The organism is Burkholderia sp. S171 (assembly GCF_009766085.1).
In the GTDB taxonomy this organism is placed as follows: Bacteria; Pseudomonadota; Gammaproteobacteria; order Burkholderiales; family Burkholderiaceae; genus Caballeronia.
In genome coordinates this window covers 60,630-74,690 of record NZ_LMUF01000075.1, presented here as the reverse complement: position 1 = coordinate 74,690, position 14,061 = coordinate 60,630, and the positions used below count along the sequence as shown (strand labels likewise).

14 protein-coding genes and 1 tRNA gene are annotated in these 14,061 nt (G+C 57.5%); 8 read left to right on the top strand and 7 right to left on the bottom strand.

What is annotated here, in order from left to right; all coding sequences use genetic code 11:
- Window positions 1–45: 45 nt before the first annotated feature.
- From GSQ93_RS37010 to GSQ93_RS37000, 3 genes are all read left to right on the top strand, one after another.
- Window positions 46–1,104, top strand: coding sequence for a DedA family protein/thiosulfate sulfurtransferase GlpE (locus tag GSQ93_RS37010; protein WP_158941173.1), 1,059 nt, complete (start codon window positions 46–48; stop codon window positions 1,102–1,104).
- A gap of 55 nt (window positions 1,105–1,159) precedes the next feature.
- Window positions 1,160–2,047: an alpha/beta fold hydrolase gene (locus tag GSQ93_RS37005; RefSeq protein ID WP_158941172.1), complete on the top strand. Its 888-nt coding sequence runs from the start codon at window positions 1,160–1,162 to the stop codon at window positions 2,045–2,047.
- Window positions 2,048–2,379: 332 nt separating this feature from the next.
- On the top strand, window positions 2,380–3,129 hold the full coding sequence (locus tag GSQ93_RS37000; RefSeq protein ID WP_158941171.1) for a hypothetical protein: 750 nt from the start codon (window positions 2,380–2,382) through the stop codon (window positions 3,127–3,129).
- Window positions 3,130–3,572: 443 nt separating this feature from the next.
- On the opposite strand, the gene GSQ93_RS38825 is transcribed toward GSQ93_RS37000, so the two are convergent.
- Window positions 3,573–4,010 (bottom strand): nucleotide-binding protein, encoded by a 438-nt coding sequence (locus tag GSQ93_RS38825; protein ID WP_158941170.1) that lies wholly within the window; start codon window positions 4,008–4,010, stop codon window positions 3,573–3,575.
- A gap of 194 nt (window positions 4,011–4,204) precedes the next feature.
- Complete coding sequence (locus tag GSQ93_RS36990) at window positions 4,205–4,585, bottom strand: hypothetical protein (RefSeq protein WP_216857734.1); 381 nt, start codon at window positions 4,583–4,585, stop codon at window positions 4,205–4,207.
- 155 nt (window positions 4,586–4,740) lie between these two features.
- Between GSQ93_RS36990 and GSQ93_RS36985 the strand changes: the two genes are divergently transcribed.
- Window positions 4,741–5,028, top strand: coding sequence for an AbrB/MazE/SpoVT family DNA-binding domain-containing protein (locus GSQ93_RS36985; protein ID WP_158941168.1), 288 nt, complete (start codon window positions 4,741–4,743; stop codon window positions 5,026–5,028).
- Between the two features lie 3 nt (window positions 5,029–5,031).
- On the top strand, window positions 5,032–5,370 hold the full coding sequence (locus GSQ93_RS36980; protein ID WP_158941167.1) for a type II toxin-antitoxin system PemK/MazF family toxin: 339 nt from the start codon (window positions 5,032–5,034) through the stop codon (window positions 5,368–5,370).
- A 37-nt stretch (window positions 5,371–5,407) separates the two neighbouring features.
- Here GSQ93_RS36980 and GSQ93_RS36975 read toward each other — a convergent pair whose 3' ends face one another.
- Window positions 5,408–5,557 (bottom strand): hypothetical protein, encoded by a 150-nt coding sequence (locus GSQ93_RS36975; protein ID WP_158941166.1) that lies wholly within the window; start codon window positions 5,555–5,557, stop codon window positions 5,408–5,410.
- A gap of 134 nt (window positions 5,558–5,691) precedes the next feature.
- On the opposite strand from GSQ93_RS36975, the gene GSQ93_RS36970 reads away from it, so the two are divergent.
- Window positions 5,692–5,964 carry a DUF1778 domain-containing protein gene (locus GSQ93_RS36970; protein ID WP_158941165.1) on the top strand — a complete coding sequence of 91 codons (273 nt, stop codon included), beginning with the start codon at window positions 5,692–5,694 and terminating at the stop codon, window positions 5,962–5,964.
- A 669-nt stretch (window positions 5,965–6,633) separates the two neighbouring features.
- Here GSQ93_RS36970 and GSQ93_RS36960 read toward each other — a convergent pair.
- The 4 genes from GSQ93_RS36960 to GSQ93_RS36945 form a co-directional block, all read right to left on the bottom strand.
- A tRNA-Met gene (locus GSQ93_RS36960) sits at window positions 6,634–6,710 on the bottom strand.
- A gap of 119 nt (window positions 6,711–6,829) precedes the next feature.
- Complete coding sequence (locus GSQ93_RS36955) at window positions 6,830–8,488, bottom strand: MFS transporter (protein ID WP_158941164.1); 1,659 nt, start codon at window positions 8,486–8,488, stop codon at window positions 6,830–6,832.
- 227 nt (window positions 8,489–8,715) lie between these two features.
- The gene (locus tag GSQ93_RS36950) at window positions 8,716–10,293 is read right to left on the bottom strand and encodes a sensor histidine kinase (RefSeq protein ID WP_158941163.1); all 1,578 of its coding nucleotides are present in this window, start codon (window positions 10,291–10,293) and stop codon (window positions 8,716–8,718) included.
- 24 nt (window positions 10,294–10,317) lie between these two features.
- Window positions 10,318–11,061, bottom strand: coding sequence for a response regulator transcription factor (locus GSQ93_RS36945; protein WP_158941162.1), 744 nt, complete (start codon window positions 11,059–11,061; stop codon window positions 10,318–10,320).
- Between the two features lie 224 nt (window positions 11,062–11,285).
- Between GSQ93_RS36945 and recA the strand changes: the two genes are divergently transcribed.
- Both recA and recX read left to right on the top strand, forming a co-directional pair.
- Window positions 11,286–12,362: a recombinase RecA gene (recA, locus tag GSQ93_RS36940; protein ID WP_062081268.1), complete on the top strand. Its 1,077-nt coding sequence runs from the start codon at window positions 11,286–11,288 to the stop codon at window positions 12,360–12,362.
- 16 nt (window positions 12,363–12,378) lie between these two features.
- Window positions 12,379–14,001, top strand: coding sequence for a recombination regulator RecX (recX, locus tag GSQ93_RS36935; RefSeq protein WP_254074257.1), 1,623 nt, complete (start codon window positions 12,379–12,381; stop codon window positions 13,999–14,001).
- Window positions 14,002–14,061 lie beyond the last annotated feature (60 nt).

Below are 14,061 nucleotides of genomic sequence, written 5' to 3'. Positions count from 1 at the left end.
TAATTCACAACGCGGCGCTCCGCACCCTCCCCGAAGGAGCCCGAATTGCCGCACGTCCCGATCTCCGTTGTGTCCTCGTGGGGCGCGTGGGCCGTGTTCGTCAGCGTGCTCGCCACCCAACTCGGCGTTCCCATTCCCGCTGCACCCATGCTGGTGCTGGCCGGCACGTTAGTCGCGGCCGGGCTGGCTTCGTTCTGGCATATGTTGGCGGCCGCGGTCATCGCGGTGGTTATCGCCGATTCGCTTTGGTTCGCGGCCGGCCGGTTGTATGGCCGGCGGTTTCTGAACTCGCTCGTGCGCTTCTCTCTTTCCCTTGATACCACTTTGCGTACCGCCCGGCATTGGTTCGAGCGGTTCGGCGTGCCTTTGCTGGCGCTGTCGAAGTTTGTGCCGGGATTGGGATTGGTGTCGTCGCCATTGCTGGGGACGACGCAGATCGATGTGCGGGTTTTCGTGTTCTGGGATCTGGTGGGCGCGACGCTCTGGGCGTCGGCGTGGATGCTCGGTGGCGCGATTTTGAAGGCCGAAGTCGCGAATCTGCTGGTGTTTGTGAGGACGTATGGGCTCACCGCGCTCGATGTGCTCGGCATGGCTGCGGGTGCGTTTTTGGCGTACCGATGGGCGCGCCGCTTGCAGTTCCGTCGATGGCTCGCGAAGTATCGGATCTCGCCCGAACAACTCGATGAAATGATGCGCTCCGATGCACCGCCCGTTATTTTCGATGCCCGGCCGGAAGAGGTGAGGCGGAAGGAGGCGCATCGGATCAAAGGCGCGATTCCGCTGGATTTGGAGTCGTCTCGGAAAATCGATCCGATGTTTCAGGAACACGAGGTCGTGGTGTATTGCGTGTGTCCGAATGAAGCGACGGCCAAGCAGATCGTGCGGCAGTTGAAGGCGAAGGGGTTTAGGAATGTGCGGCCGCTGAAGGGCGGATTGGACGCGTGGGAGAAGAAGGGGTTTCCGGTGGAGGCTATTCCTTTTGATTCTTTACGGGCGACTGCTGGGTCGTTGGATTCTGCGTCTTCTTCTACCTCTTCGCTCGATGACGACGATGATCGGAGTTTGGGCGATATGGTGACCGTTCGGGCTACGGCGCCGGAGTGAGTTTTTTTGCGGACTTTTGTTTTTCGCGGTATTTCGTTAATCGGAGTTGCAACGGATGAAGCTGTTGGATGGGGTGGATCCCTCGCAACTTTTTGGCCTGCCAGCGCCGGATATCGCCACGCTCGATGATGGTTTGCAAGTTCCCTTTGTACAGACCGGGCACGAGCACGATGAGGTGATGCTGTTCGTGCATGGGTCGCTTTGTGACTTTCGATACTGGAAGCCGCAGTTAGGGCCGCTTGCCAAGCAGTATCGATGTGTCGCGCCCAGTCTTTCGCATTATTGGCCTTCGGGCGTGTTGGGGTTTGGTGCGATGGCTGGTGGTTCAAGGCAGTTCAGCTGGGACGCGCATGTTGATGAGTTGGGAAGGCTTATCGAGCGGTTGGGCGTTGGGGCGGTGAATGTTGTCGGGCATTCAAGGGGTGGGTGTGTTGCGTTTCATCTCGCCGTGAGGTATCCGGAGTTGGTGAAGTCGTTGGTGCTTGCGGATCCGGGTGGGGCGGTGGCTAGGGGCGGGGATGATGGGAGAGCCGGGACGGTTTTGCCTGCGCCGGTTAATGCGTTGCGCGCGAAGGCGGCGGAGTTGATTGGTCGCGGGGAAGTTGATGCGGGGTTGGAGCTTTTTGTCGATTCGGTGAGTCGGCCAGGGTTCTGGGCGAGGAGTCCGAAGGAGTTCAAGGCCATGGCGATGGATAACGCGAATACGTTGGCGCTGCAGTTTAGAGATCCGTTGCCGGCCTACGATGCGCGCGCGGCGGGGAGGGTGCAATGCCCTACGCTGCTAATCGATGGGGAGAAGAGTCCGCGGATGTTTCGGGATGCGGTGGGGGCGTTGGAAAGGTGGATTGAAGGAGCGCGGAGCGTGACGATTGAGGGCGCATCGCACGGGATGAGTGTTACGCATGCGGGAGCCTTCAATCGGATGGTCATGGGCAACGTTTAAATGCAATGAAATTCGCGCGAACGATCACGCCGCTGTCGCTATTTCTGGTTTTGGTACAGCCCGCCACTTGAACGATCCCGCGGGATTGCTTTCATGGAGCAGCTTTTCAAGCATTTTTCGCATGCACGAGCCGCTTGAAGCTTACGCCCCTGCTGGTACGGGGACGGCTTCTTCCTGCGCCGATTTGGTAAGCAGGGTTGCATCAATCTTGTCTCCCGACGATGTTGCACTTTCCTTCAAGGGAGGTGCCTGGCAACAAACCGGACATGACAGGTACATTTACCGACTTCTGAGAGCCTCTTGCCAAGCTCAACGATTCGGACCTTGAGGGTTTGGACAGGCTTTTGGGACAATGGACGATTAAAGATGCATTGTCCGTTTTGGATGAAATTGATAATCGTCTCGCGGTGATCGTTGCCATCGACAAGCTCAGCGGAGACCCAGGCACCGACGAGCTGCACACGCTGCATCCTTTGGTTACCCAGGCACGTTGGCTATTCGGCCCAGAATTCGACAGTCACGAATATGCCTCGAACGTCACGCTTCGCACTGCAGCCGGAAAGATTTTTGGCAAGCGTGTCGATGCGGCTGCATTTCTCAACCCCAAGCAGCGTCCCGATCTGATGATTCTATCGGACGCCACATGTTCGATTGTCGGAACAGAGGGTTTCGACAGCCATGACCAAGGCCTGACCCGCATACAGAATGTTCTGATCATCGAGCTCAAAAAGGGGAAGTCGTGCATCGGCAGGGATGAGATGAACCAGGCGGATGGTTACGTTCAAGACTTCCTGGCGAGCGGAGCAATGGACGGCACCCCGGTTTTTCGTGCCTTCGTCGTGGGCCACGAAATAGCTCCCAAAACGAGCAGGGAAAAGGACATCAAGGACGAGGGCGTCATTCGGGGGCACATCTTCGCGACGACGTACGGCCAACTCACCCGAAGCGCCAACCACAGGCTATTTAAGCTAAGGGAAAAGATCCCCACCCGCTACGATGAAGTCTCCGGCGCAGATTTAATGGCGCGGGTGATGCAAACGCCGTCGCAGAGCGTCATTGCACTGTTAGAGGATGGTAGGTGACTCGACCGAACCCAACCGGTGCCTCTACCGATATGTGCTCGAGGGGCACCCCGCCGTTTTTGCTCGAGATGAGTGGCGGATTCGATTTATTAGCCGCACTGCAAATCCATAACCCGCGCGCAGCAGACTCGTAGTCCGCGGAGACCCCGAAGCCAGTCGGAATTACAACAGATCAGCGAGTTCGGCGCGGGCAGTAGTTTCCATAGAATAAGGGATGACCCATGCTCGCAGCGTCCGGTTGTATGACGCATACGAAAGCGCTGAGAGGCGCTCTCTGTGAGAAGGATTGTCACTCTTAAGTAAAAACGATTTCTTGTAGGGTTCTATCTTTAGCTTTGTCGTGGCCGCAGGCTCTGCAAATTTCGACGATTCCGCGGGCGCGGCGTTGGCTACATTTGCAGCAGCGCTTTTCTCATTGTTGTCTTGGAAAGACCTCAGTTTATTCACAACTCGCAGTATCTGCGTGCATGCTGGATTGACTGCGGCCTCCCAATTTGAATCGCGGCGTTGAGATTCATACCTGGTTGGACTAAACCCGAAGAGATCTGTAGGTAGTCGCATTTTCTCGGAGTCGGAACGAGAAAAAAACAACGCTCTTGCCCAAGTCGACCAATGAAAAGACCGAGCTCGAAAAGAACATTGTCTCGTACGACTTGGTCTACCGCGGATCTCATAATCGAGACATCGTCGGGGCTAAAAACGAAAATCGCAAAATCCGACACGCGGAGTATTCCCATCAAGTCGAAGAGCGTGGACGAAGACGGTTGAAAAACACCGTCCTTCCAAACGGTGCATTCGGCATCGTCTGTTAGATTCGAATGAATCGCGTTTGCAATTGGGATTCCCTCTCGGGATGAACCAATAAATATTTTGGGTTTCATAATTTCCTGCTGTCTAGTGTTTGTGTTTTTTGAATGCCTTGGTTGGGCTTCGTCAGAAAAGTAATTTTTGAGTAGATTCTTCTGAACTTAATCCTGCTCGGCCATTTTTGCTAAACCTTGCTCTCGCAACCGCGATCGTATAGTGCTTCTCTATAATTTAACGCTAGGGCGCAAATTTTGACTTTTAACGGTTTTTAAACATTAAACGTCAATGTCAGGGTGCTAGCTTTCGGGTCCTTGAGAAAGCGATATGGCGGACGCGTATTCAATCGCATCGAGCTGTCAAGTTCAGAGGGGCAGCCGGATCGATTGCCTAGATCCGTATCGGATTCGCCGCCATGATCCGCACGCTTTCCATTCGAGGGGCTCAAGATCTCGGTTTGTATCAATTGCTCGATTTGCTGCGCAGCTAATTTGGCCGAAAGTACTAAACCAACGACCAATCCGTAAATTTTGCTGGGCAGCAGATGATCTTTTTGCAGAGACGAATCATTTTGCAAACTCGTTACCGTCCCCCTGCTGAGGCGTTTCGCAGATTTCGTATGAACGAAGGGCATCAACAAGGCGGCCGACAACGCCTCGGCCTTCAATGAACCAATTGAGGGAAAGTAGACACGCCGTATACACGTCCATGAAAATGCGTTACAATGTGTCTACGCGGTATCTACCGGACGCTGCAGTTGTTTTGATATCTAACGGCTACGAAAGCCGCTCAATAAGGAGCCGACGCATGGCACTTCAACAGGTGAAGCGGTGGGGCAACAGCCTCGCCGTGAGAATTCCTGCAGGTCTCGCAGAAACTCTGCGCTTGCAGGAAGACACGGACGTAGAGGTGAGCGCAGAAGATGGCGCTCTTGTGATTAAACCAGCGGGCGTGAAAAAGTTCTCGATGGCGCGCTTTCTTGAGGAAGGCCCGGCGCGCAAGCGAGAGCGACAGGTCGATCCGTTGCTGGATGACGAGCCGATGGGTTCAGAGGCCGGCGGCCCGGATGATCCCGCCCGCAATGACGCGTGGTGATAAATGGACGATGGCATTCCAGAGGCAGGTGAGGTGTGGTGGGTGCAGTTAGCGCCAACAATGGGAACTGAGCAGAGCGGCAAGCGGCCGTTTCTTGTGATTAGCCCGAAAGCAGTCAACGGCGTGATCCATCGGGTCATCGGTGTGACGATCTCGAGGACGAATCACGAGTGGCAGACCGAGATTCCGCTCTCAACGCTTCCCGAGCCTTGCGTTGCTCAGGCTGACCAGATTCGGTCGGTCGATATCGAGGCCAGAAAGGCTGAGTTTCGCGGGCACAAGGTGACAGAAGCAGAGCTGGAATCGGTGAGAGAGGCGGTGCGACCGCTGATCGGTTTGTAACGATCAAGGGGCTCGGAAACAAGCCATTTTTGTCGAGTTAGGTGAGGCCGCGACGCTGCCTTGGCGGATGCTGGTGCGCGACAATTGGAAGGTCACGCCGGCCATCATAGTTGTCGCGCAACGGGAATTCGTAGTTGACGATATCCAGTGTTGGCGGAACGTGAACACCGCTTCGCGGCGTGAGCATGCAGCCTTCCCGCCGTAAATACTGCGCGGGCCTACCAAGAGCAAAGGGCGACCGTCGGCCGGTCGGCGTGCTGACAACAGCTATACGCAAACGTATTATGTGTATCTGTTGTGCATACACAAAGGAGAAGCTTTATGCATGACGTCTCCATAAATTTACGTGCGCTACCCAAACAGCGCGACCTGATCGACCATGCGGCCAATCTGCTGGGCAAGAATCGCTCGGACTTCATGCTGGAAGCTGCATGCGAGCGCGCGCAAGCTATCGTGCTGGATCAGGTCTTTTTCAGCCTGGACGAGAACAAATTCCGGGAATTCACCGCGCTGCTCGACGCGCCACAAAGCGCTAATCTAGGATTCGAGCGTCTGATGGCTGTCAAGGCTCCGTGGAACGCGGGCACGGGGTGAGCGCTCAACTTTTAGTACCGCAGTCGCTCGCTGCGACGCATCTACTCGATGGCTTCAATTGTGGCGAGCCATCACTAGACGATTGGCTTAGGCGGCGTGCACTGACCAACCATCTGAACGGGGCCAGTCGCACTTTCGTCGCAGTCAATCCCAATCAGTGCGTGCTTGGGTATTACGCTTCGGCGGCGGGTGCAGTCGCGCATCAAGATGCCACTAGCGCCGTCCGTCGCAACATGCCGGATCCAGCGCCAGTAATGCTGCTCGCAAGGCTCGCGGTCGATGCTCGCGTTGGGTATCAAGCTTGGCGGCGCCTTGCTCAAGGACGCAGGCTCATGTGCGATCTGTCGCAGAGAATGCCGGTGTCCGCGCGTTGCTTGTGCATACGTTGAACGAGCGCGCGAAGCAGTTCTACGAGTACTACGGATTTAGGGCATCGACGGTAGATTCAATGATCTTAATGCTCCCTCTAAAACGGCATCCGTAGTAGCCACACTAGCAGCTTTAGGTCGGAAAGAGGCAAGGCGCACTGTCGCGCCCTAACCAGAACGCAAGACGCGTTCTCGGCTTGCTCACTCAAATAGTCAAAAAAGCTATAACCATCAAGAACTGGCAGCGCGCACCCAAACAAAAAGCCGCTACTTCTTTCGAAGTAGCGGCTTTTTTTACAACTGGTGGCGAATCAGGGATTCGAACCCCGGACCTGCGGATTATGATTCCGTCGCTCTAACCGGCTGAGCTAATTCGCCAAGAGATCGAGATTATGAAGAGGGTTGCGAAACCTGTCAACCCCTTCCAGGCTCATTCCTAGAGACAAGTGAGCCCGGAAAGCGACCACCCCACAATCGCTCCCCCAATCGCCCGAAAATCAATCCGAGTCATAAACCGCCGTTCCCCTCGTCTCCTTCACAAACAGCATCCCGATCACGAACGCCGCGAGCGCGATCACAATCGGATACCACAGCCCCGAGAAAATATTCCCCTTCGCGGCCACGATAGCGAACGCCGTCGCCGGCAAGAACCCGCCGAACCAGCCATTGCCAATGTGATAAGGCAGTGACATCGACGTATACCGGATCCGCGCCGGGAACATCTCAACGAGCATCGCGGCGATAGGCCCATAAACCATCGTCACGAAGATCATCATGATGGTCAGGATGACAATAGCCATCGTCCAGTTAATCAGCGCCGGATCAGCCTTCGCCGGATAACCCGCCGACTTCAGCGTGCCAGCCAGCGTCTTGTCGAACGCAGCGCCCTGGGCTTTCGCATCGGCGGCCTTGCCGTCATACGTATCCACCACGGTGTCGCCGACCTTGACCTGCGCGATCGTCCCGGCCGGTGCGGCCACGTTCTCGTAGTTCAAACCGGCCTTCGACAACGCGCTCTTGGCAATATCGCAGGAGCTCGTGAACTTCGATGTCCCCACCGGGTTGAACTGGAACGAACACTCGTCCGGATTGGCAATCACGCTGATCGGCGCCTTCAAGGTCGCGGCTTCCAGCGTCGGATTCGTGTAGTGAGCGAGCGCGTGGAAGAGCGGAAAGTACGACAGCGCGGCAATCAGGCACCCGGCCATGATGATCGGCTTGCGCCCGATCTTGTCCGACAGCGATCCGAAGAACAGGAAGAACGGCGTCCCGATCAACAACGCCACTGCCACCATGATGTTGGCGCTGGTGCCATCAACCTTCAGCGTCTGCGTCAGGAAAAACAGCGTGTAGAACTGGCCCGTGTACCAAACAACGGCCTGTCCCATCGTCAGCCCGAACAGCGCAAGCAGCACGATCTTGAGGTTTTTCCACTGCCCGAACGCTTCGGTCAGCGGCGCTTTCGACGTCTTGCCTTCCGCCTTGATGCGCTCGAACACCGGCGATTCGTGCAGCTTCAACCGGATCCACACGGACACAGCAAGCAGCAGGATTGACACCAGGAACGGAACACGCCAGCCCCACGCCCCGAACGTTTCCTCACCAACGGAACTCCGTACCAGCAAGATCACGATCAGCGAGATGAACAGCCCAAGCGTAGCCGTCGTCTGGATCCACGCGGTCCACGCGCCGCGCTTGTTGGCGGGCGCATGTTCGGCCACGTAAGTCGCCGCGCCGCCGTATTCCCCGCCGAGCGCGAGCCCTTGCAGCAGCCGCATCGCGATGAAGAGCACAGGCGCGGCAATCCCGATCGTGCCGTACCCGGGCAGCAGCCCGACCACGAACGTGGACAGACCCATGATCACGATGGTCACAAGGAAGGTGTACTTGCGTCCGACCATATCGCCGAGACGCCCGAACACAATCGCGCCGAACGGCCGCACGGCAAAACCCGCCGCAAAGCCGAGCAAGGTGAAGATGAAAGCGGCCGTCGGATTGACGCCGGAGAAGAACGTCCTGCTTATGTAGATAGCAAGCGAGCCCGCCAGATAAAAGTCATACCACTCGAACACCGTGCCTAGCGATGACGCGAAAATCACGCGCCGTTCTTCGCTCGTCATCGGTGCGTGGGAAATGCGCCCCTCGACCGTTGCCATGAAATCGTCTCCTGTATTGATCTTTGAGTGGCATCCGCGAATAGCAGCGCCGTGCAACGATTATTGGAGGGAAAACTTACGGCGTTCTGACGTGGAAGGGGTGGGCGCCAAGATGCTTTTTTATCTTCCTATTGAGTTAATTTCTTCTAAATTGCTGTCTTCTATCTAAATTAGTTGGCTAACGTCCGTCTAAATTGGGTTGTGGAAAGACTTTAGGCAAACTCCGATCAGGGTTTGTCCCGGGAAGGATAAACCCGCTTCAAGCCCACTCGGACAAGCGTTCCGGCTTGTCGCGGCGTTTCGCTATACACGTGATCGTCAATATCGAGAGTGCCGCCGTGCATCATCGCGATCTCCCGGACGATGGCAAGACCGAGTCCGCTGCCATCGCCTTCACGCCCAAGAATGCGATAGAACCGTTCCACCACACGCGTGCGTTCCGCTTCAGGAATGCCCAACCCCGTGTCCTCCACTTCGAGAAAGACGTGCCGCGTGTCGGACTCGTCAGTACGCACGCGGACCGTGATCCGGCCTCCCGGCGGGGTGTAACGAATGGCGTTATCGATAAGATTCGACAGCATTTCGCGCAACATCACCGCATTGCCTTCAACCTCGACCGGATGCGGCGGCTCCTCATAACCAATGTCCATCCGTTTGGCCAACGCCGCCTGCACCCAGTCGCGCACAGCGAGCCGCGCGAGATCGGTCAACTCCACGCGCGAGAAAATCTGCCCCGACATCCGGTTCTCGGCCCGAGCCAGCGCGAGCAGTTGCGTCACAAGCCGTGCGGCGTGCTCGGAACTCGTCGCTATCTGTTCAAGCGAGCGCTGCACTTCCGCCGATACATCCTGCCGCAACGCCAGCTCTGCCTGCGTCCTCAAGCCCGCGAGCGGCGTTTTCATCTGATGCGCGGCGTCGGCTATGAAGCGCTTTTGCAACTGCATGTTCTGCTCGAGCCGGTTGAGCAGATCGTTGAACGACGCCACCAACGGCGCGATTTCCGGCGGCGCACGGCTGGCTTCGAGCGGTGAAAGATCGTCGGGACGCCGGGCGCGAATATTCGCTTGCAGCGCATGCAGCGGCGCCAGCCCGCGCGATAACCCGAACCAGACCAGCACGATAGCCAGCGGCAAGATCACGAACTGCGGCAGGATCACGCCCTTGATGATGTCGTTGGCCAACTGGCTGCGTTTATCGAGCGTCTCGGCCACCTGGACCAACACCGGATTAGAAAGCGTCGGTGCTTCCACCGTTGTATAAGCGACGCGAATGTCGTTGCCGCGCAGCACGTCGTCACGAAATTCCACAATGCCGGGCTGCGGCCGGTCATCGTCGTGAGGCAAGGGCATATCGGCGTCGCCGCCTACTAGTTCTCCACGCGTACCGAGCACCTGGAAAAACACGCTGTCCACGTTATCCGCGCGCAGGAAGTCACGCGTGGCGTTCGGCAGCCGCAATTCCGCGACGCCATTCACCGGCGCGATCTGCCGCGCGAGAACGTACGCATCCGTTTCCAGCGCGCGGTCGAACGGCCCGTTGGCAATCGACTTGGCGACGAGATACGTGACCGCAATACTCATGGGCCACAGAAGCAAGAGCGGCGCGAGCATCCAGTCCAGGATCTCACCGAATAGCGAACGCGGCGCGGGCTCGCCGTCGGGCTCGAGCTCGTCCGGTGGTGCGAACGGATTCGCGTAACGCGCGTCGCGAGAAGCATCGGGGTCGGCTTCCGGCAGATCCGGCGAAAGTGGTGTCAGCTCGCGCAACGCCGGAGCGGCGCGCTCGGGGGACGCTGGCGAGCCCATGGCGTGGTTACTCGTGGTTACTTGCTACTTGTAATGCGGGCTGGGCGAGACAGGCTCGTCGGCGTTTGCCGGGGCAGGTGGTACAGAGGTGGGCACCGCGGCAACGGCTTTTTCAAGGCTATAGCCTAACCCGCGAACGGTTATGATCCGCGCCCCACCGGCCTCGATTTTTTTTCTTAGCCGATGGACATAGACTTCGATCGCGTTGTTGCTGACTTCCTCGCCCCACTCGCAAAGGTGGTTGACGAGTTGTTCCTTCGAGACTAGCCGGCCAACCCGTTGCAACAGGACTTCGAGCACGCCGAGTTCGCGTGCAGATAATTCGATGACCTGGTCGTTGATGGACGCAATGCGCCCGACCTGATCGAACGCGAGCGCGCCATGTTTGACAACGGTGGGGCCGCCGCCTGCGCCACGCCGGGTAAGGGCGCGCACGCGGGCTTCGAGCTCGTTCAGCGCGAACGGTTTGGCCATGTAGTCGTCGGCGCCGAGGTCGAGGCCCTTGACGCGTTCGTCGACACTGTCGGCGGCCGTCAGGATCAGCACGGGCATCTGGGAATTGCGGGCTCTGAGGCGCCTCAGGACCTCCAGGCCGGACATCATCGGCAGGCCCAGATCGAGGATCAGAAGGTCGAAAGTTTGCAGCGAAAGCGCATTGTCCGCGTCCACGCCGTGCGGCACGTGATCCACGGCATAGCCCGATTGGCGGAGTGATCGAATGAGACCGTCCGCGAGTATGCTGTCGTCTTCGGCAATGAGGATTCGCATCGTAGTGTGCGCAAAAGGCATTGCCGGCACCGCAATTCGCCCGGCGCGGCGGTCTCCAGGTGTAGTGGTGTTCGCAGGGGTCGAACGTGGCGCTGAAACTACGCGCTTCAATCGGACTTGCAAAAACACCTGTTTTTTTATACAGTGTCTGCAGCAGTGCGCCCAACCGGAAAAAGTCCCAAGGGCATGCGCCAGACGCCGTTCATCATAGCAAAGGACGATTCATGGAAGATAGCAAGAAAGGCCCGGGCGGGATGTCTGCAGAGAAGAGCAAGGCGCTTGCCGTCGCGCTCGCGCAGATCGAGAAGCAATTCGGCAAGGGGTCGATCATGCGACTCGGCGCTGGCGAAGCCATTGAAGACATTCAAGTGGTGTCGACCGGTTCGCTCGGACTAGATATTGCATTGGGCGTTGGCGGCTTGCCGCGTGGACGCGTGGTGGAAATCTACGGTCCGGAATCGTCGGGCAAGACCACGCTGACGCTGCAAGTCATCGCCGAAATGCAGAAGATCGGCGGCACGGCAGCGTTTATTGACGCGGAACACGCGCTCGACATCGCTTACGCACAAAAGCTCGGCGTGAACGCGTCGGACCTGCTGATCTCGCAGCCGGATACGGGCGAGCAGGCGCTGGAAATCTGCGACGCACTCGTGCGCTCGGGTTCCATCGACATGATCGTGATCGACTCGGTCGCGGCACTGGTGCCGAAGGCTGAAATCGAAGGCGAAATGGGCGACTCGTTGCCTGGTTTGCAAGCGCGTTTGATGTCGCAAGCACTGCGCAAGTTGACCGGCACGATCAAGCGTACGAACTGCCTGGTGATCTTCATCAACCAGATCCGCATGAAGATTGGCGTGATGTTCGGCAATCCGGAAACCACCACGGGTGGTAACGCGCTGAAGTTCTACGCATCGGTGCGCCTGGACATTCGCCGTATTGGTTCGATCAAGAAGAACGACGAAGTGATCGGCAACGAAACCCGCGTGAAGGTGGTGAAGAACAAGGTTGCGCCGCCGTTCCGCGAAGCCATTTTCGACATCCTTTACGGTGAAGGTATCTCGCGTCAGGGCGAAATCATTGACCTGGGTGTGCAGGCCAAGCTCGTTGACAAGGCAGGCGCCTGGTACAGCTATAACGGCGAACGGATCGGCCAGGGTAAGGACAACGCACGCGAATTCCTGCGTGAGAATCCTGAAATGGCGCGTGAAATCGAAAATCGGATTCGCGAGTCTCTGGGCGTCAATGCAATGGCCGACGCAGTTGCACCGGGTGTTGCCGAAGTGGCAGATGAAGAAGAATGAGTTTTAGGCGGTAGAGATGATGCGCAGCAAGAGCCGGTTCGGATCGAAGACCGGTCGCGATTCAAATCGTGACGCGGAGCAGGACGTAAAGGAAGATCCGGACGGCTCGAAGTCCATAAGCGACGAAGACGAAAGTCCCGACGCCGAGGACGGAGTTGATCGCTACGAACGTAGCAGCGATCGATACCGCGCAGCAGCAGGCGAACGCGTCGGTGCGGAGAAAACTGCATCGGCGCGTCGTTCGTTTGGAAACAGCTTTTCTAAAAGCGGCGGGGTTTCCGGCGAAAAGAGTGGAGGCGGTGGGTTTAGTAAGGGCGGTGGGTTCTCCAGCGGCAAGAGTGCTGGGAGCAGTGCTGGGAGTGGTAGTAGTTTCGCCAGGAAAAGCAGCTTTGGCCGCCCGGGTGGTTCAAGTTTGTCGTTTGGCAGCAGCAAGGCTGAGGCAATCGCCGCGAGTTTAAAAGAAGCCGGCGAAACCACGCAGCAAGACAGCGAGCCGGTATTCGAACGGTCGAGTGATCGTGCGTATCCGAAACGCGGATCGTTTGGTAGTGCTGGTGCGTCGGCGCGGTCATCTTCGAAGAGTGCGTCGGCAGAGGCGCCGGCTGAGTACGAGCGATCGAGTGATAGAGGCAAATTTGGACGTGGCGGGTTGTCGGGGCGCAAAGCGGCTAGTCCGGCCTCGCGTGGAAAATCTTCACCTCAGCCTGCTGACGGTGAAGACGTTTTCGAGCGGTCTACCGACCGGCAAGCCAGCCGTCGCAAAGCGCCGAAATCAACAATGCCCGTTGATGAGATCGGCACCGAAACCGCCGACATTCCGGTTGAATCCCAAATCGAGCAGCAACAAAGCGAATCCGCGCATCCTGATTCGGAAGCCGGATTGGACGCGGTCGATGCCGAGGAACGCTTAAAGCGTGCTCGGGCGGTATTGGAACAAGCACTTGTTCAATCGCAGGCCACTCCTGCAAAAGCTGCCCGGAAATCGCAATCGAAACCACCAGTTATTTCTCCGGGCGTGCTTGGAGACACAGGCATTGGCATAGCCGATCCATTCGAGTCGTTCGAACAGTGCGTGCCATCGACTGCGGATGCAGCTAGCGAAAACCAAAGCGCCGAAGCGGTTTATACACGCGGCTCTACCGGACGTGGAAAGGCATCGGCGACGGACGATTCCAAGCGAAAGGGGCCGCAATTATCGTTACGCGGCCGTGCGCTGGGTTATTTATCGCGTCGTGAACATAGCCGCACTGAGTTGTCGCGCAAGCTGACGCCGCATCTCGGTGAAGGCGATTCCCTCGATACCTTGCTCGACGCGCTTGAACGGGAAGGGTGGTTATCGAATGAGCGATTTGTCGAGAGCGTTGTTCATCGGCGGGGCACTCGTCTCGGCACGAGCCGGATCGTGCATGAGTTAAAGCGCAACGGTATCGACGAAACGTTGATTCAGGACGCTGGCGCTGAGTTGAAGAAAACCGAGCTCGCTCGTGCTCGCGATGTCTGGAGCAAGAAATTCGGCGAACTGCCAACAACACCGGCCGAACGCGCAAAGCAAGCGCGGTTTCTCGCCACGCGAGGGTTCAACGGCGGGACGATCGTGAAAGTGCTGAAAGCAGGCGACGACGACTTTATCGACGAATAAACGAATAAACGAATAGGCATCGGCGTTATTTTGACGCTGCGACCCCAACCTCGACGTTGA

Coding starts and splice junctions, on each gene's coding strand:
- GSQ93_RS37005 (WP_158941172.1), top strand. CDS start 1,160: ATGAAGCTGTTGGATGGGGTGGATCCCTCGCAACTTTTTGGCCTGCCA.
- GSQ93_RS38825 (WP_158941170.1), bottom strand. CDS start 4,010: ATGAAACCCAAAATATTTATTGGTTCATCCCGAGAGGGAATCCCAATT.
- GSQ93_RS36985 (WP_158941168.1), top strand. CDS start 4,741: ATGGCACTTCAACAGGTGAAGCGGTGGGGCAACAGCCTCGCCGTGAGA.
- GSQ93_RS36980 (WP_158941167.1), top strand. CDS start 5,032: ATGGACGATGGCATTCCAGAGGCAGGTGAGGTGTGGTGGGTGCAGTTA.
- GSQ93_RS36975 (WP_158941166.1), bottom strand. CDS start 5,557: ATGCTCACGCCGCGAAGCGGTGTTCACGTTCCGCCAACACTGGATATC.
- GSQ93_RS36970 (WP_158941165.1), top strand. CDS start 5,692: ATGCATGACGTCTCCATAAATTTACGTGCGCTACCCAAACAGCGCGAC.
- GSQ93_RS36955 (WP_158941164.1), bottom strand. CDS start 8,488: ATGGCAACGGTCGAGGGGCGCATTTCCCACGCACCGATGACGAGCGAA.
- GSQ93_RS36950 (WP_158941163.1), bottom strand. CDS start 10,293: ATGGGCTCGCCAGCGTCCCCCGAGCGCGCCGCTCCGGCGTTGCGCGAG.
- GSQ93_RS36945 (WP_158941162.1), bottom strand. CDS start 11,061: ATGCGAATCCTCATTGCCGAAGACGACAGCATACTCGCGGACGGTCTC.
- recA (WP_062081268.1), top strand. CDS start 11,286: ATGGAAGATAGCAAGAAAGGCCCGGGCGGGATGTCTGCAGAGAAGAGC.
- recX (WP_254074257.1), top strand. CDS start 12,379: ATGATGCGCAGCAAGAGCCGGTTCGGATCGAAGACCGGTCGCGATTCA.